The following is a 17,492-nucleotide window of genomic DNA, read 5'->3' as shown; positions in this document are numbered from 1 at the left end:
CGAGATACTTGATACATCAAATATCTATTTTTTCATTTTGCTCGTGAGATTCGTAATTCCAAGTTAAAATGGTTGAATGTCGCGAGTTCGTATCGTCGCCGGTATCGTTCTGAGCTGTTTGGTCTCGTCCAAGTGTCTTGGCGCATTCAACAAGATCATCGTTTTCGGTGACAGTCTTTCGGATATGGGCAACATCAGCGCAGGAACGTTGGGAGTTCAGCCTGGCTCGAACTACTATCAAGGTCGGTTCTCAAATGGGTTGGTGTGGATCGAGCGACTAGCGACTCGTTACAACATCGCATTGGCGCGAAGCGGTGCCAGCGGGACGAACTGGGCATTTGGCGGTGCAAGTAGCGGAACCGGAACGTTCGGATTTCTATTCTTCCAGTTCCCGAACGTCTCGACTCAAGTCAGCCGGTATCTTGCGGCAAATCCCGCGATCAACGCGAACCAGCTGTACGTTGTGTGGTGCGGCGCGAACGACTACTTTGATGGTCAAACCGATGGCACGATCCCTCCATCACGGATTGACGCTGACATTCGAACGCTGTATGCTCGAGGCGCACGACAATTCTTGATCCCGAACCTCCCTCTACTCGGAAATACTCCGCGCTACCGAGGCACAGTGGACGAAATCCCGAAGAACGCTGTCAGCCAAACCCACAACACAACGTTGGCTTCCAAAATCGCGACATTGCGAACGGACTTTCCGGCAGCGACATTCATCGCATTCGATGTCGCCAGCAACCTCAACGATGTACAGGCGCATCCTGCGAACTACGGACTGACGAACGTCACGCAGCCAGCTTTAGTTGGCAGCACCGTTGTGCCGAATCCAGACCAGTACCTTTTCTACGACGAGGTGCACCCGACGCGAATTGGACATCAGCTCTTATCCGACGTGGCTTATCAACTCACCGCGCCCCCGTCGACGATCACTGGCACTGTCGATCTGCAGAACTGGCTCGGCCCGATCGGCGCATATCCCGTGACCTTTACGCTGAAACAGGGGACGACCGTAGTGCAAACCTTCGCGCCGACAACTTTGTCATCCAATGGCGGATTTACGATTCAAAGTACTCGATTCGGTACCTACGACTTGCTGGCTAAGGTCGGCCACTGGCTGATCAAGAAGCAATCGGTCACCTTGAACAGCAGCTCGGTGAACGTTGCGTTTAGCCTCATCAACGGCGATGTTGACGAAGACAATGAGGTGGGTTCGAACGACTTTGATGCGGTGGTCGCAGCCTTTGGATCATCGAACTCGAACACCGATCTGGATGGAGACGGGGAAGTCGGAAGTAGCGATTTCGACCTCGTGACCGCCAATTTTGGATTAAATGGCGATTAATTTTCGAGAGAGGTCTTGACAAGTAAACACGCGTCTACTATAATCAATTTCGAACTGGGGAAACCCACAAAGGAAAATCAATGAAAGCTATAGAAGTTGGCACACGCCTCGTCGAATTGTTCAATGCCGGTAACTGGGAGCCGATCTATGCGGAGCTCTACTCGCCCGAAATCGTCAGCATCGAAGCCGATGGGATGGAATCTAAAGGGATGGAAGGCATCAACGCCAAGAATGAGTGGTGGGCAGAGAATTTTGAAGCGCACAGCTTGAAAGCCACCGGCCCCTTCCCACACGGCGACAACCTGTTTGCGGTTGTTTACGACATGGATACAACCCATAAGCCCTCGGGTCAACGATCGCAAATGCAGGAAGTCGGTGTGTACGAACTGCAGGATGGCAAGATCGTTCGAGAGCGATTCTGCTACGCACCTGAAGAAGGCGCATAATTTAGGCCCACACGACTGGATAGAATGCCATGATTGAGTTTCAGTCATGGCATACCAAATTCGATTAGTTCGGCCACATGACGCACCTGGAGTTGTGCGGGTCGTACAGGCAGTGTATGACGAGTATGGGTTCACATGGGATGAATCCGGCTATCACTCGGACCTATACGATTTGACCGAGTACTGTGATCCACTGATGGCGCGGTTCTGGATTGCTGAAGCTACAAACGGCCAGATCGTTGGATGCGGCGGTGTCGCGTTCCACGCCGAGACTCCTGGCGAACTCGGCTCGACTGCGCTAGAAGAGGGAACCGTGAGGGTTTCACGAACATCTGCCGAAGTGATTCGGATGTACGTCCATCCCGATGCAAGGCGGCAGGGAATCGCGACAGAGATTTTCGAGCGCATTCTCGACGAAACTCCAGGACAAAACCTTGAGATTTGGAGCGATAAGAAGTTTATCGATGCGCACCGATTGTACGAGTCTTTTGGCGCAGTTCGAGTTGGGGAGCGTATTTGCGATGACCCAGACGAGGCGCCGGAATGGGGATTCCTCCTGAAGAACTTTGGGGACTAAAAACAAGAATGGAGAGCCGATAGGCTCTCCATTCTTGTTTAGAGGGGGTTGGATTGATTAGTTTGGCTTGGATGGCTTGCCGCCGCTTGGCTTCGAGCCACCTGGCTTTTGACCGCCGTTCTTCTCGCGTTCCTTGCGCAACTTTTCCATTTCTGCCTTCATCAAAGCATCGAACTTCTTTTGCTGCTCAGGAGTGAGGATGGCCATGAATTCCTTTCGGCGGCTCTCCATCATCGTCCGCAATTTCTTCATCTTGGTTTCTCGATCTGCGGTCGATTTTTGAAGATCAGCCATCTGCTTGTCATACTTAGCGTTCAGGTTCTTGATCTTCGTCTTTTGCGCATCGGTGAGCTTCAGCTGGGCAAGAACCTTTGCTTCAATCTCTTTCATCTTTGCGCGCATCTTGGTGCGATCGCCGCCAGGTCCGCCAGGGCCACCAGGTCCTCGTCCACCTGGTGCACCGCCAGGACCGCGTCCACCAGGACCAGCATCTTGAGCCATCGCTGCGGTAGCCATCACGCCCACCATCAGCGCAGAGACGATAAAAGTAATCAGCTTTTTCATACGGTTATCTCGCTTTTCAAAGTCGTTCAAGAATGAACAACGCAATCTGAAAGGGAATGTTCACCGAAAAATCAATTTGAACTTATAAAACGCCCAAGCTGTGCGCCGCGGCCTTGTCTACAAGCTCGCGGATCGCGTCATGATTGCTCGATTCGAAGTCCTTTTGGGTCCCAAAGAACTGCAACTCGCCGTCCGCTAAGAACGCGATTTTGTCGGCGACCCGAAAGACGCTATTGACATCATGGCTGACCACAACGCTGGTCATGCCGGTTCGATTTCGCGTGTCCACGATGAGCCGGTCAACACTGTAAGCCGTGACTGGATCGAGCCCGCTGGTGGGTTCATCGTAAAGCAAAAGCTTGGGACTAGTCGCGAGTGCTCTTGCGAGACCGACTCGCTTTCGCATCCCGCCAGACAGTTCGCTCGGCATCAATTTCGACACTTCAGGTTCCAGAGAAACCAGTTGAAGAAGCGTGTTCACGAGCTCAGCTTTGTCTTTTGGCTTGAGCTTGCGCTTACGCTGGACGCCAAAGACGATGTTGTCCTCGACATTCAAGTAATCAAATAGCGCGGCGTATTGAAAGACTAAGCCCATGTTCTCCCGGGCAAGTTCGGGCTGCTTGACTACGTCGATTTCATCAACCAAGATCGAGCCTTGAGTCGGCCGCAACAGACCACTGATGCACTTCAGAAGGGTCGTCTTCCCACCGCCGCTGGCGCCCATGATCGCCAGAATCTCGCCATTCTCGACGCTGAAACTGATTTCGTTGAGCACTTGGCGCGTGCCGTACCAGTGGGAAACGCCAGATACGTCCAGCATTTACGCAGTGACCGCCACTTTCTGACGTGCCTCACGCACCTTGGCGATGGTGGCCTCGTCGACCGCACGTTCGAAGCTACGGAAACTTGAGAGCTCGAATCCGTGACGGGCGGCAATCGAAGAAATCTCCTCGACCTGTTGCACGCTGACCTCTTTGCCAAGGGTGAAGTTCTCGATCCGGTCGTCCAGCGCGAGCATCATCGTCTCGCTCATGCAAGCATAGGCTGTCCCCGCAGGAAATCCGAAATTGAAGTTGAATTCTGGCTTGCCGGGAACCTTGACCACGCCGCCTTCGATCACCAAAACATCTGGACGCTCTTTGGATACTCGTACGCTGACGTCGCGCGGCCTCGCAACATCTACCACGACAGCTCCGATCGCAAGATTCTCGGGGAATACGATCTCCTTGCCAGCCGAACTCACCGTGATCAAAACTTCTGCACCCTTTAGATCAGTCGGATTGGTGCTGGCTCTGGCACGAGGCAATTCGTCTGCAACGGCAGCAGTACGCTCTAAATCGCGACCCAGCAGAACGGTCGATCTGAATTGAGGAGCCAAGACCTTTGCGCAGGTTTTTCCGATGCTCCCGGTCGCTCCGACGACTGCCAACTCCGAATCGGCTGGATTCACACCCAGCAGATTGCAAGCTTTGATCGCACCTTCAATCGCTGTCGCGACGGTGTAAGCGTTTCCAGTGGTCACTGCTATCTTGGATCGACTCGCCACCGTGATGCCGCCGTCGCCGACCACGCTACTGAACGCGCCAAGACCGATTATGTCTGCGCCAAGTCCCTCGGCGATTTCGGCGCAACGAACAATCTGATCGTAGGTGAAATCAAGGTTCGAAGGCTCCATCATCATGTGCGGAGTCATTGGCAAGCCGATAAACCAGCCTTCGGTCTTTGCGCCAGTAGTCGATTCAATCCCTGTGATTTGGCTCACGACGCTGGGCTTTTTGATGCGCATAATCGCCTCAATCGCGCCATCAGGCAGTATGCCCAAAAGGGGATACTTGCGGGCCGCGTCACGCGCAGCAATCGGATGGACCACAAAGGCGAATTTCTTCAAAATTGAACTTCCTAAAGTTGAATGACGTTCGGTTTCCAGTTCATGCGCCCCAAAACTTCTTCATATTCTGACTCAAGAAGCGGGGTCTGGCCCTTACCTAATAACGCCACGATGGCTGCTTCCATGACGTTTGTGGCGAAAGTCTCGTTCCCGACAACGGGCGTGGTGGTGATCAACTGCTTCACCCCTGCCGACTTGAAGTATTCCAAATTGGCCGCGCGCACGCTCTGAGTGAGGATCGTTTTCCACTCGAGGCGATCAGGCGCAAATCGCAAGATGAACAACGAATCCCCACAAATGAAAGTGCGGTCATCCCACACCTTTTGGAACTTTGGCGTGCGTTGATCTTGCTTTTCACCCGTCGGATAAAACCACTTGAAAGGCAATTTGGTGATTACTGGCAGCAACACGTTTGCCAATCTTTGGACACCCGCGTAGGTTCGAATAGGTAGATTCAGCCCGATGCCGAACAGCAAATCGCCATAGATTACGTCTGGGCAAACCTTATCCAGAGCCTGCGCCATTCCATAACGGTCGACGGCGCTGACCAGAAACACTTTCTCCTTGGCGAAATCGATCTGGTGACTTTCGGAAAGGAATTCAATGCTCTTGCGTTCCAACGTGTGCTTGAGTCCACTGCCGTCCACTATTGGCGTTCGTTTCACCCCAGAAATGCAATGCGCAATCTCCCGAAAGGCAAACTTGCGCTCGCCGCTGACCAGATAGAGGTCTGCGCCACCGATTCCCATCGCGTCGACTTTGCCATCGAGTTCTTCGAACTTCGCTTTGAAAGCCTTCATGTCGCCGTCGGTGCCGATGCGTTCAAGCAAGAAACGCTCGCCGAGCATCTCAAATTCGCTCGACTTATTGCGCGCGCTGCTCCCCAAGCTCACCGATACGACGTGCTTCAAATTAGTCCACCAAAGCGATCATTTCGATCTCGATGTCCACACCTTTGGGCAGTCCAACCACCGAGTATGTGGCACGAGCTGGCGGCCTGTCGCCAAAGCGCTTGCCGTAGATCTCATTGACAGTGGCAAAGTGGTCCATCGAACTCAGCAAAATTGTGGTCTTCACGGCGTTACCGAAGCTGGAACCGCCTGCCTTCAGGACCGCTTCAAGGTTGCTCATCACTTGTTCGCACTGTTCCTCGATGCTTGGGCCCACCATAGAACCGTCCGGACGAAGAGGGATCTGGCCGCTGATGAATAGGAACGTCCCCGAAGCTTTGATCGCCTGGGAATAGGGTCCGATGGCACCAGGAGCATCTGGCGTCGAAACGACTTGTCGCATACCGGCTAGAGTACCGAAATTTTGTCAACCCGCAGTTCAAGGAAAATGCACATAAAATTGCGGTGGAAACAGCCTGAAATGTTAATCCGGCCTTGACATAGTCTGTGCCGGTAGGGATAATGTTATAGCCCCGAGACTGTGCACCCCTTTTCACGCCAGGTGAAATCGTGCCGTTTTGCGGTATCCCCAGGAGGAATGAATGAGAGTTATTCAGCCGGCAACAAAACGTCTTTCCCAACCCCTAAGCATGCCGAACCTGATCGAACTTCAACTCAACAGCTATCGCTGGTTTCTAGAAGAAGGACTTCCCGAACTATTTAAAACGTTTTCCCCAATTTGGGATTTTACGCAATCCAATTATATTGAGTTCGTAGATTTCCATCTGGGAGAACCTAAGTACTCGATTCAAGACTGCCGAGATCGTGACATGACGTTCGAGGCTCCTATCAAGGCCACCGTCCGATTCGGTGGACGAGACCGAGAAGAGATCGAGTCCGAGGTCTATCTGGGCGACTTGCCTTTGATGACCGACAAGGGAACCTTTATTATCAATGGCCGCGAGCGCGTCATTGTTTCCCAGCTTTCGCGATCCGCGGGTCTGTATTTTGAAGAAGGCGTTGACACTGCAATGCAGGTCATCGTCTCTGCGCGTATTATTCCTACCGAAGGTCCATGGCTCGAAGTCGAATCCGATTCGAACCACGTGGTTTACACTCAGGTTAGCCAAACCAAGAAGCTGCCAATCACCCAATTGGTGAAGGCGATCCACGCGTTCTTCGATAGCAACAATCCTGAAAAGTACCGTGGCCGAATTCGATACCAGCTGAAGGTTCGAGATGCAGGTAAGAAGAAGCTCGTTGAGCCTTTGGCTGATTCATCAACTGGCGAAGTGCTGCTCGATCGAGGAACGATCCTCTCGAAGAAGATTCTTTCGACCCTTCCTGACACCGTGCTCGATACGGTTGTTGAAGTTGAATCCGCGCTGTCGACCAACGAAGAGATGCTGTGGCACTTCGGCGAAGAAGTCACGCTCGATAAGCCGGTCGCAGACGACCTGGTGAACTGCCGACTGCTGAACGACTTAACCGAAGGCACGAAGGTGATCGTCCACAAGATGGAGCAGATCGATCGCGAAACCGCGAAGAAGATCGAATCCATGGAGCTCGATGGCCTTGAAGTGCTGAAGTTGTCTCCGCTGGTGAACTCGACCCTGGAAGCAGATAAGACCACCAACACGCGCGACGCGATGCTGGACTTGTTCAAGCGAATGCGTCCGGGTGAAGCTGCAACTGAAGACGCTGCAAAGCAACTCATTTACAGTCAGTTCTTTGAAGTCAAGCGCTACGACCTCGGAAAGGTTGGTCGCCGATTCTTGAATCAGCGATTGAAGGTCAACGTGCCTATCACTGTTCGCAATCTGACCAGCGACGACTTGGCGGGAATCATCCTGGCGATGGAGCCCTACATCCTTGGCGACGCTGAGCGCGATGACATTGACGACCTCAAGAACAAGCGCGTCCGAAGCGTGGGCGAGTTGCTGCAATCCCAACTCCGACTCGGTTTTGTCCGAATGGAGAAGGTTGCCCGCGAGCGAATGACTTCTGCGGATCAAGACAACTTGCTCCCAGGAATTATTCTTAGCGTCAAGCCTGTGAGCGCGAGCATTAAGAGCTTCTTTAGCTCCAACCAGCTCAGCACGTTCATGGACCAAACGAACCCGCTTAGCGAAATCACCAACAAGCGAAGGCTTTCGAGCCTCGGTCCTGGTGGTCTCCAGCGAACCAGCGCAAAGCTGGAAGTCCGTGACGTTCACCGATCTCACTACGGCCGAATCTGCCCGATCGAAACTCCTGAAGGTCCAAACATCGGTCTCATCAGCCAGATGACGACCCATGCGAGGATCGATGAGTTCGGGTTCTTGATGACCCCGTACCGAAAGGTCGTGGATGGCAAGGTTCTCAACGAGATCACTTATCTCACCGCGAACGACGACTTCCATTGCCGAATTGCTCCTGCAGACATGGTTTTGGACGCGGATGGCAATATCGTTGACGATTTCGTCAAGGTGCGATGCCCGGCTGGTGATAGAGACTTTGGTGGTGCGTCGTATCCGACGATTCCAAAGCATTTGGTTCAGTACATGGACGTCTCGCCGCAGCAGATCATCTCTGTGGCTACGGCGCTCATTCCGTTCCTTGAAAACGACGACGCAAACCGCGCTCTGATGGGTGCGAACATGCAACGTCAGGCTGTTCCAACGCTTCGAAGCGATGCGCCGATTGTTGGCACGGGCTACGAGCGAACCGCCGCTGTGGACTCCGGCGCCGCCGTTGTGGCTCACCGCCCAGGCGTTGTCGAGCAAGTCACGAGCCAAGAAATTCGAATCAAGAACGACGATGGCGGACTCGATGTCTACCCGCTGATGCACTTGGTGCAGTCGAACAAGTCGACTTGCTTTACGCACCGACCACGCGTGATTCCTGGGGACCGAGTTCTCCAAGGTGATCCGCTTGCGGACGGTCCAACTTGCGACGATGGTCGATTGGCTCTAGGTAAGAACGTGCTGGTCGCGTTTATGCCATGGGGCGGATACAACTATGAAGACGCGATTCTGATCAGCGAGCGCATGGTGAAGGACGACGTGTTTACTTCGATTCACATCGAGCGGCACGAATCGGAAGCGGTGGACACAAAGCTTGGCCCAGAAGAAATCACTCGCGACATTCCAAACGTTGGCGATGACGCTCTGAAGGACCTCGACGAGAACGGAATCATCCGAATCGGTGCTGAAGTCCGGCCAGAAGACATTCTTGTGGGTAAGGTTGCGCCGAAGGGTCAAACCGAAATGACCGCTGAAGAGCGGCTCATTATCGCGATCTTTGGTAAGAAGGCCGAAGAAACCCGCGACGTTTCACTGCGATTGCCACACGGCGAAAAGGGAACAGTCGTGGATGTGAAGGTGTTCAGCCGGTACAAGTACCTCAGCCCGAATATCAACTACATCTATAAGGAATCGAAGAAGCGAGAGCGACCGATTTGCGACCGCACCGAAGATCCGTTGATCCAGATTGCAGGTGACGAATTGCCGGCCGGTACCAACATGACTGTCCAGGTCTACGTAGCCCAGAAGCGAAAGCTGATGGTCGGCGACAAGATGGCAGGACGTCACGGAAACAAGGGTGTTATTTCGAAGATTCTTCCGGTCGAAGATATGCCGTTCTTGGCAGACGGAACGCCGGTAGACGTGGTGCTAAACCCGCTCGGTGTGCCTTCTCGTATGAACATCGGGCAGATTCTGGAAACCCACCTCGGCTATGTCGGGCGACACTTCGGTGTTCGTTACGAGTGCCCAGCGTTTGAAGGTGCTACAGAGCACGAGATCCTTGATGAAGTTCAACGCATGGCAGAAGATATGCGCCGAAAGGTGCTGGATGCCTACGTCAATCGCGAACTCGGCTTGAACATCGGTTTCGATATCGACGAGCCTCTCGATGAGATGCTTGCCAAGGTCGAAAAGAAGCTTCGCAGCATGGATGTCGATCGGCTCGAGAACATCAGCCGGATTCTGGCTGCGGCTCCGGTCAAGGCAGTTTCTGAGATTCTTGATCTCGACGAATGGACTCCAGACGAACTTCCAGAGACCGAAGGTCCGGCGCACAAGGCTGACGACAAGGTCTATGCCGAAATCATCGAAACGATCCGAAAGAACTCGTTCGATCGCGCTGGTATCGATCCAGAATCGTGCAAGAGCTTCCTGCGGGATGGTTTGACAGGCGATAAGTTGCCAAACCCAATCACCGTGGGCGTGATGTACATCCTGAAACTGGAACACCTTGCCGACGAAAAGATTCACGCACGTTCGATTGGCCCCTACTCCCTTGTCACACAGCAACCGCTCGGTGGTAAGGCGCAGTTTGGTGGTCAGCGATTTGGTGAAATGGAAGTGTGGGCGCTTGAAGCCTACGGCGCTGCATACACGCTGCAAGAGCTTCTCACCATCAAGTCCGACGACGTTATGGGCCGCGTAAAGGCGTACGAAAGCATCGTCAAGGGTGAGACCATTTCGGAGCCTGGAATTCCTGAGTCCTTCAAGATCTTGGTGAACGAACTTCGATCACTCTGCTTGAAGGTTTCTGTCGAAGACCAGAACAATCGCGAACTGACGCTAAAGGATCTCGATGAGCTGACCGCCGGGGACGATGTCCGACTGGCTCGAAGCGTCGGATTCTTTAACTAGCCCCAAAATTGAGCCTGAATCACCCTTTTTGGGTGGTTCAGGCTCCAGGATTTAACAAGCGTTTTAACTCGACAAACACACAAATAACATGGCAGACGTAAGCCTTTTTGATAAGATCCGTATCGGCATCGCTAGCCCCGAAGAAATTCGGAGCTGGTCGATCCGCAAAGACGCCAACGGCCAAATGATCAGCTACGAGGTCAAGAAGCCGGAGACGATCAACTATCGAACGTTCAAACCCGAACGCGATGGTCTGTTCTGCGAGCGCATCTTCGGTCCTGTAAAGGACTGGGAATGCTCGTGCGGTCGATACAAGAAGATCAAGTACAAGGGGATCATTTGCGAGCGATGTGGCGTTGAAGTCACCCGCAGCAAGGTCCGCCGAGAACGCATGGGTGTGGTGGAACTCGCCGCTCCTGTGTGCCACATTTGGTACCTCAAGGGTGTCCCATCCCCACTTTCGTTGATCCTAGATATCAGCCCACGACAGCTCGAGAAGGTCATCTACTTTGCCAGCTTCATCATCATTGATATCGAAGCTGAGCAAATCCAGGAGATGATGCCGAAAATCCGCGAAGCTGTGGAAGCGGAGAAGAAGCACATCATGGTCCAGATGCAAGACCTGGAACTCGAATCGGTTACGCGACTCACCAACGAGATGCGCAACAACCCAGACGAGTACATGGATGAGCAGTTTGTCAAAGAGCGCATGAAGGCTGCCTTTGACCGAATTCGTGCGGAATACCGCGACGCAGACGACCGACTCAAGGATCTTGACGTCGCCGTCGATCTACTTGGCAAGCTTGAACTCAATCAGCTCATCGAAGAAGACAAGTGGCGCGCAATTAGCAAGATGCTTGATGCCGTCGATCGACGACTTCGCACCGACCTTGGTGGCTTGGTCCGCGCAAACATCGGCGCAGACGCAGCCAAGGAGCTGCTGCGACGCGTCGACCTAGAGCGAATGGCGCGAGAACTCCGCCACGAAATCGTTGTCACGACTAGCCAAAAGCGAGCCCGAGCAATCAAGCGACTCGAACTGTGCGAAGCGCTGATCAGCTCGAAGAGCCGACCAGATTGGATGATTTTGGACTCCGTTCCTGTCATCTCCCCTGAATTGCGCCCGATGGTTCAGCTCGATGGTGGCCGGTTCGCGACTTCGGACCTCAACGATCTTTACCGACGAATTATCAACCGCAACAACCGACTCAAGAGGATCATGGAAATCCAAGCTCCTGAGTCCATTATCAACCACGAAAAGCGACTTCTCCAAGAAGCCGTGGATGCGCTTATCGACAATGGCCGACGAAGCCGACCTGTCGTTGGTAGCAACCAGCGCCCACTGAAGTCCTTGAGCGACATGCTCAAGGGTAAGGAAGGCCGGTTCCGAAAGAACCTCCTCGGTAAGCGTGTGGACTACTCCGGACGATCGGTGATTGTGGTTGGTCCTCACCTTAAGCTGCACCAGTGCGGTCTGCCGAAGGAGATGGCGCTCGAACTGTTCAAGCCGTTCGTGATGAAGAGCTTGGTCGAAAAGAAGATCACGCAGAACATCAAGACTGCAAAGCGCATGATCGACCGAATGCACCCGGCGGTTTGGGATGGCCTCGAAGAAGTCATCGCCGAGCATCCGGTGCTTCTGAACCGTGCTCCGACCCTTCACCGATTGGGAATTCAAGCTTTCGAGCCGATTCTCGTTGAAGGTAAGGCGATTCAGGTTCACCCGCTCGTTTGCCACGCCTATAACGCGGACTTTGACGGCGACCAGATGGCTGTGCACGTACCACTCAGCACGGAAGCGCAGGCTGAAGCTCGAGTGCTCATGCTCTCGACGCAGAACCTGTTTAGCCCAGCCGACGGAAAGCCAACCGTTTCGCCGATCCAAGACATCGTTTTGGGTTGCTACGCGCTGACATTCACTCGCGTCGAAGGTAAGAATCGTCTTCAGGCTCAGATCGAAGCTCACAAGGCAGATCCAGACAAGAACCCAGCGCCGCACGTTTACAGCGGAATCGACGAGGTTCTGTATGTCATGGACAACGTGAGTGCAGAAGATCGAGGATTTATCATCAATGACCCAGTTCTGGTTCGATTGACCAGGCCGATTTGCCGACCAGAGTCGGAAGTCGACTACCGCGATCCAAAGACTGGTCAAGAGTACGCTTACGAAACGATCACGAACGAGAACGGTGACGAAGTCCGCGAACTCAAGGAACTCGAGATGGAGCACGAGACGAAGCTATTCCAGGTGACCCCTGGCCAGCTGATCTTGAACGAAATCTTGCCGTTCCCGATGAAGTACGCCGACAACTTTATCAACATCGAACTCACCAAGAAGGCGATTGCAGAAACGATTGTGACTGCGCACAAGGTCGCCGGAAAGGAGAATACGATCAAGTTGCTCGACGACATGAAGGACCTCGGATTCAAGTGGGCCACCAAGTACGGTTTGAGCATCGCGCTCACGGACATGGACCCGCCGCAACGACGAGAAGAAATCCTCGCCGAAGCAGACAACCGATCCCAGCGTATCGACCAACAGTTCCGACGCGGAATGCTCGGCTTTAACGAAATGCAAAACAGCCTCGTGAAGCTCTGGCAAGAAACGTACGACGAAATCGGTAAGGAGCTGGTGCACGGTATGCACCAGATGAATCCACTGTCGATTATCACGGTGTCCGGTGCTCGTGGTTCGGTGAAGCAGCTTTCGCAGCTCTCCGGAATGCGCGGCCTCATGATGAACCAGTTCAACGAAGTAATTTACGAATTGCCGGTTAAGAACTCGTTCCATCGCGGACTGTCGATGCTTGAGTACTTCGTGACCACCCACGGTGCCCGTAAGGGATTGGCCGATACCGCACTTCGAACTGCTGACGCGGGTTACTTGACGCGCCGTCTTTGCGACGTCGCCCAAGACGTGATCATCAAGAAGCGCGATTGCGGTACGACCGAAGGCATTATCGTTCATCGATTGCTGGATGAAGGCGAACAGATCGAATCGATCCAAGATCGAGTGATCGGTCGCCACACCTTGGCTACGGTCATCGACCGAGAAACCAAGCAGCCAATCGTCGAATACGGAACGATGGTCTCGGAAGACCTCGCTGTTCACATCGGAAAGTTCGAAAAGGACTATCTCAAGGAGATCGCCGCTGTCGATACCGATGAAGAGCGCGAGAAGATCGGCAAGAAGTACGAAGAGTTTGGATTCACGATCACCGAACACGGTGAACTGGGTCTCAAGATTCGATCGCCACTGACCTGCGAACTTGAGCAAGGCGTTTGCGCGACCTGCTACGGCATGGACATGTCTTCGAAGAAGACGATTGAAATCGGCGTTGCAGTCGGAATCATCGCGGCCCAGTCGATTGGTGAACCGGGTACCCAGCTAACGATGCGTACCTTCCACACCGGTGGTGTTGCGGGTGCAAAGGTTATTGCAGGAACGAACCAGTACAAAACCGGTAAGTTCATTAAGCTCTTCCTTGCGGACTTTAGCGCGGCTACTTCAACCGATCTCAAGGACTTCGATCCTACCAAGCTCATCGAGAATCAAGAATCGGTGATCAAGGGATTGATGAACCGCGAAACCGAAGAAGCCGACGGCGAAAAGAAGATGACAGCGCGCCAAACAAAGGCCGCTGCCAAGGCTGCTGAAAAGCTCGACCGAGATAGCCAAAAGCTCTGGGATCGAAGCCGAAAGACCTTCTTTGTCACCTGGACGGGTGAATCGAGCGGTATCGTCCGTGTCGAAGAAATCTTCGAAGCACGGCGCAACCCACGTGGTAAGGCGATCATCTGCCCGGTCTCGGGTTATGTGATCGACGTCCAAGAGTCTAGCTTTGGCCGATGGGTCGTGGTAGAGGCTGACGTGCCGACCACCGCACCGCTCCGAGATGCGTTCATCAGTGAAAAGCAAGATTGGGAGCGAGGCGAAAATGGTCGACTCGAGCCAAGCCTCGAGCGATTGGTTGGCTCCAAGCTGACTGCGCCGACCCTGCAGGTTCTACGGCGACAAGGAATCGAGAAGGTTAAGATTCTCTATCCTGTGCTGGTTCCACCGCAAGGTAAGTTGCCAGTCAACAAGGGTTCGAAGATTATTAAGGGTGACCCGCTCACTGGCGGTCCGCTTGATCCACACGAAGTTCTGTTGCTCGCAGGCGCCAACGCGGTTTACGACTACTTCATCGCGAACTTGCAACGCGTTTACAAGAGCCAAGGTGTTGACATCAACGATAAGCACGTCGAAGTCATCGTTCGCCAAATGCTCCGAAAGCGACAGGTCAAGGTGCCAGGCGATACCAGCTTCTTGCCAGGTCAGATCGTGGACCGATTCCGGTTCCAACGCGAGACTGATCGAGTGCGAAAGATGATCGCCGAAGAGAAGAAGATCAAGTACGTTGATCCTGCGACAGGTGAAGATGTTGAGCGAGATCCGCAAGAGGCAGAAGCCGAATGGATTCTGCTCGGTATCACCGAAGCATCGCTTGCCACGGATTCGTTCTTGTCAGCTGCGTCGTTCCAAAAGACGACTCGCGTGTTGACGGAAGCTGCAGTGCGAGGAAAGCAAGATTCGCTGATCGGTCTGAAGGAGAACGTGATCATTGGTCGCTTGATCCCAACTGGTACCGGCGTTCGACATTATCAAGATGTCGGAATCGAAGTTGATCGATCCGCACCAAGCTGGGCGCAACAATCGCTCACCGCGTTGGTGGAAGCAGACGAGACGATTCTCGAAGACGAACTCGATCTGCCGGAAATCAGCATCGCCGATATGGCCAGCTTCCAAGAGGAAGTTCGGCTGGAAGACGGTACTGAAGAGCCAAGCCTCGACTAAGAGAGAATTTCCTCTCTACAGGTGCCTCGGAGAAAAATTCTCCGGGGCACTCTTGTTTTGAAACCAATCGCCCGACTTGAGCGTTATATACTCATGGTATTGAGTGTAGGAGCATAACGTGGCAAAGGACTTTTACAAGGTGTTGGGCGTAAGCCGGTCCGCTGATGATAAGACAATCAAATCAGCGTATCGAAAGCTTGCACGCAAATACCATCCTGATGTGAACCCAGGGGATAAGGCCGCCGAAGCCAAATTCAAGGAGATCAGCGAAGCAAATGAAGTGCTCAGCGATCCTGAAAAGCGCAAAGCGTACGACCGTTTTGGCGAGAATTACGAGAATATGTCTGGCGGAGGCGACTTTGGCGGAGTCAATTTCGACTTCGGCGGTGGTGGCATTGGCTCGATCTTCGAGCAATTCTTTCATACCGCGCCAGCAGAAGGGAGTAGGCCCAAAGGTGTCGAAGCCAAAGACCTCACCAAAGAGATCATTGTGCCGCTCGAAGAAATCGACAAAGGCACCAGCCGCACGCTCAGCTACCAAGTTCAAGATAGTTGCAAGTCTTGCGACGGAACAGGATTCGTCCGGCTGAAGTCTTCGAGAACTTGCCCCGTTTGCCAAGGTTCGGGAGCCCAGCGCGGAATGTTCGGCATGTCACAACCCTGTGAAGGTTGTGGCGGCACCGGAAAATCCACCCTGGAACGATGCCCGACCTGCAGCGGCGACGGCGTCGTGCTCAGCAACAAACGGGTTGAGGTGAAGATTCCCGCCGGGATTCCGGAAGGAAGGAAGCTCAGGGTACCTGGCCGAGGATCGGTCGGCGCAAATGGCCGCGCGGGCGACCTTTACGTTGTGGTCAAAGCCGAAAAGCACTTTCAGTTCGAAAGAAAGGGTGACGATCTAGAAACCGAAGTGCCAGTTAGCCTGACGACTGCTGTCTTGGGCGGGGAAGTACGAGTTCCGACACTCCGCGGGACACTCACGATGAAGATTAACGAGGGATCGCAACCTGGCCAAACGCTCAGGCTAGCGAATCAAGGAATGACGAAATTGAATTCTAATCAGAGAGGTGATCTGTTTGTGAAACTCAAGATTGCATTGCCCAAAAATCTCACTCCAGAACAGCGCGAGTTGTTCGAACAGATGGCACAAGCGGAGGTCAAGGCGTGAGCGCCGACCGAGAGCCGCTGTACATGATCGGTGTTGCAAGCCGTCTGTGCAATGTCCATCCGCAAACCTTGCGGCAATACGAAAGGCTCGGCCTGGTCAACCCGAGCCGAGTCGGCCAAAAGAATCGCTTGTATAGCATGGTGGACATTCAAAGAGTCCAGCGAATTCAGCGGCTGACGCAAGAAATCGGTGTCAATCTGGCGGGAGTGGAGATCATCCTCCGGCTCCTGGAAGACATGGATAAGATGCGCGAGGACATGGAATCTCAGTTTGAGGAGTTTCGATCTGAGGCCGAGCGCCGAATTCAAAATCTCTTGATGAACAGCAATTTGCCGATTCGTAAAGACGAGCAGTTGCTTCCTTCCTTGCGTCTCGAATGGCGCAGACCCGAGATTTGATCCATGCTCTCTAGCCTGCTGCTTACAGCAATGGTCAGCGCAACGCCAGAACCCGGCACAATTATCCTTGCCGGTGGAGGCAAGACCAGTCCAAAGGTGGTCGCTCGGTTCCTTCGAGCGATCGGAGGAGCCGACGAGAAGATCATCGTTCTGGGCTATTCGTCAGCTGAGCCGCAGAAATCCGCTGACGGGTCAACCCAGTTCCTTAAAGAGAACGGAGCGAAAAACGTCATCGCGTTCGGGGATCAACCTGGCCCCGCAACCAATAGAAAGCTCGCTCACCTCGTGCTGAACGCCAAGGGCGTTTGGATGCCCGGAGGGGATCAGAAGAGGCTTGTTGCCGCTCTAGGCGCCCAATTTGCGCAAAAGCTGTTTCGGCAAGCGCTCGATAATGGAGTTTGCTTCTTCGGAACGAGCGCTGGAGCGATGGTGCTCAGCAATCCGATGATCGGAGGGATGACAGATGACAATCTGCCACTGCGATCGGAAGGCATTGGTTTGGTGCCGTTTCTGGTGGACACGCACTATCGCAATCGTGACCGCCAAGTCCGCTTAAAATTTGCGCTAGATCATTGGCCCGTGGAACGAGGCGTCGGGATAAGCGAAGGCGAGTGGATCGTCATCCGCGAAGGGAAGTTGATCGAGTCTGAAGGCAAGCCAGAATGGCTCAGTCGTTAGAAGATTCTTCTTCTTCCGATTCTTCGTGCTCACGTCGCCAAGCATCGATCATGAG

The 17,492-nt window shown here is 53.6% G+C and carries 13 protein-coding genes; 8 read left to right on the top strand and 5 right to left on the bottom strand.

All coding sequences use genetic code 11. From position 1 onward, the window contains the following. Positions 1–76: 76 nt before the first annotated feature. The 3 genes from J0L72_09630 to J0L72_09620 all read left to right on the top strand — a co-directional run bounded on the left by J0L72_09630 (position 77) and on the right by J0L72_09620 (position 2,374). Positions 77–1,351 carry a hypothetical protein gene (locus tag J0L72_09630; protein ID MBN8691029.1) on the top strand — a complete coding sequence of 425 codons (1,275 nt, stop codon included), beginning with the start codon at positions 77–79 and terminating at the stop codon, positions 1,349–1,351. 80 nt (positions 1,352–1,431) lie between these two features. After that, the gene (locus J0L72_09625) at positions 1,432–1,797 is read left to right on the top strand and encodes a nuclear transport factor 2 family protein (protein MBN8691028.1); all 366 of its coding nucleotides are present in this window, start codon (positions 1,432–1,434) and stop codon (positions 1,795–1,797) included. A gap of 46 nt (positions 1,798–1,843) precedes the next feature. Beyond that, positions 1,844–2,374, top strand: coding sequence for a GNAT family N-acetyltransferase (locus J0L72_09620; protein ID MBN8691027.1), 531 nt, complete (start codon positions 1,844–1,846; stop codon positions 2,372–2,374). 57 nt (positions 2,375–2,431) lie between these two features. Here the strand turns inward: J0L72_09620 and J0L72_09615 are convergent, their stop codons facing one another. The 5 genes from J0L72_09615 to J0L72_09595 form a co-directional block, all read right to left on the bottom strand. After that, on the bottom strand, positions 2,432–2,938 hold the full coding sequence (locus J0L72_09615; protein MBN8691026.1) for a Spy/CpxP family protein refolding chaperone: 507 nt from the start codon (positions 2,936–2,938) through the stop codon (positions 2,432–2,434). Between the two features lie 82 nt (positions 2,939–3,020). Further along, positions 3,021–3,758, bottom strand: a complete 738-nt coding sequence (locus J0L72_09610) for an ATP-binding cassette domain-containing protein (protein ID MBN8691025.1) — start codon at positions 3,756–3,758, stop codon at positions 3,021–3,023. After that, positions 3,759–4,826 carry a shikimate dehydrogenase gene (locus tag J0L72_09605; GenBank protein ID MBN8691024.1) on the bottom strand — a complete coding sequence of 356 codons (1,068 nt, stop codon included), beginning with the start codon at positions 4,824–4,826 and terminating at the stop codon, positions 3,759–3,761. An 11-nt stretch (positions 4,827–4,837) separates the two neighbouring features. Beyond that, positions 4,838–5,737 carry a quinate 5-dehydrogenase gene (locus J0L72_09600; protein ID MBN8691023.1) on the bottom strand — a complete coding sequence of 300 codons (900 nt, stop codon included), beginning with the start codon at positions 5,735–5,737 and terminating at the stop codon, positions 4,838–4,840. A 1-nt stretch (position 5,738) separates the two neighbouring features. Next, positions 5,739–6,119: a RidA family protein gene (locus J0L72_09595; protein ID MBN8691022.1), complete on the bottom strand. Its 381-nt coding sequence runs from the start codon at positions 6,117–6,119 to the stop codon at positions 5,739–5,741. A gap of 247 nt (positions 6,120–6,366) precedes the next feature. Here J0L72_09595 and rpoB point away from each other — a divergent pair, with 247 nt between their 5' ends. From rpoB to J0L72_09570, 5 genes are all read left to right on the top strand, one after another. Then, entirely contained in the window at positions 6,367–10,356 is a 3,990-nt protein-coding gene (rpoB, locus tag J0L72_09590) for a DNA-directed RNA polymerase subunit beta (protein ID MBN8691021.1), read from the top strand. A gap of 88 nt (positions 10,357–10,444) precedes the next feature. After that, complete coding sequence (gene rpoC / locus J0L72_09585) at positions 10,445–15,193, top strand: DNA-directed RNA polymerase subunit beta' (GenBank protein ID MBN8691020.1); 4,749 nt, start codon at positions 10,445–10,447, stop codon at positions 15,191–15,193. Between the two features lie 118 nt (positions 15,194–15,311). Beyond that, a complete protein-coding gene (gene dnaJ / locus J0L72_09580) occupies positions 15,312–16,361 on the top strand; it encodes a molecular chaperone DnaJ (GenBank protein ID MBN8691019.1) in 1,050 nt (349 codons plus the stop codon). A 23-nt stretch (positions 16,362–16,384) separates the two neighbouring features. Continuing rightward, entirely contained in the window at positions 16,385–16,759 is a 375-nt protein-coding gene (locus tag J0L72_09575; GenBank protein ID MBN8691018.1) for a MerR family transcriptional regulator, read from the top strand. Positions 16,760–16,762: 3 nt separating this feature from the next. After that, complete coding sequence (locus J0L72_09570; GenBank protein ID MBN8691017.1) at positions 16,763–17,437, top strand: Type 1 glutamine amidotransferase-like domain-containing protein; 675 nt, start codon at positions 16,763–16,765, stop codon at positions 17,435–17,437. Positions 17,438–17,492: the final 55 nt, after the last annotated feature.

This window comes from Armatimonadota bacterium (assembly GCA_017303935.1).
GTDB lineage: Bacteria > Armatimonadota > Fimbriimonadia > Fimbriimonadales > Fimbriimonadaceae > JAFLBD01.
The sequence above is the reverse complement of the archived record's forward strand: the minus strand, read 5'-3'. Positions and strand labels throughout refer to the sequence as shown.

What these genes read in the sequence shown, in the direction of transcription:
- J0L72_09630 (MBN8691029.1), top strand. Translation starts at nt 77, where the DNA reads ATGTCGCGAGTTCGTATCGTCGCCGGTATCGTTCTGAGCTGTTTGGTC.
- J0L72_09625 (MBN8691028.1), top strand. Translation starts at nt 1,432, where the DNA reads ATGAAAGCTATAGAAGTTGGCACACGCCTCGTCGAATTGTTCAATGCC.
- J0L72_09620 (MBN8691027.1), top strand. Translation starts at nt 1,844, where the DNA reads ATGGCATACCAAATTCGATTAGTTCGGCCACATGACGCACCTGGAGTT.
- J0L72_09615 (MBN8691026.1), bottom strand. Translation starts at nt 2,938, where the DNA reads ATGAAAAAGCTGATTACTTTTATCGTCTCTGCGCTGATGGTGGGCGTG.
- J0L72_09610 (MBN8691025.1), bottom strand. Translation starts at nt 3,758, where the DNA reads ATGCTGGACGTATCTGGCGTTTCCCACTGGTACGGCACGCGCCAAGTG.
- J0L72_09595 (MBN8691022.1), bottom strand. Translation starts at nt 6,119, where the DNA reads ATGCGACAAGTCGTTTCGACGCCAGATGCTCCTGGTGCCATCGGACCC.
- rpoB (MBN8691021.1), top strand. Translation starts at nt 6,367, where the DNA reads ATGCCGAACCTGATCGAACTTCAACTCAACAGCTATCGCTGGTTTCTA.
- rpoC (MBN8691020.1), top strand. Translation starts at nt 10,445, where the DNA reads ATGGCAGACGTAAGCCTTTTTGATAAGATCCGTATCGGCATCGCTAGC.
- J0L72_09575 (MBN8691018.1), top strand. Translation starts at nt 16,385, where the DNA reads ATGATCGGTGTTGCAAGCCGTCTGTGCAATGTCCATCCGCAAACCTTG.
- J0L72_09570 (MBN8691017.1), top strand. Translation starts at nt 16,763, where the DNA reads ATGCTCTCTAGCCTGCTGCTTACAGCAATGGTCAGCGCAACGCCAGAA.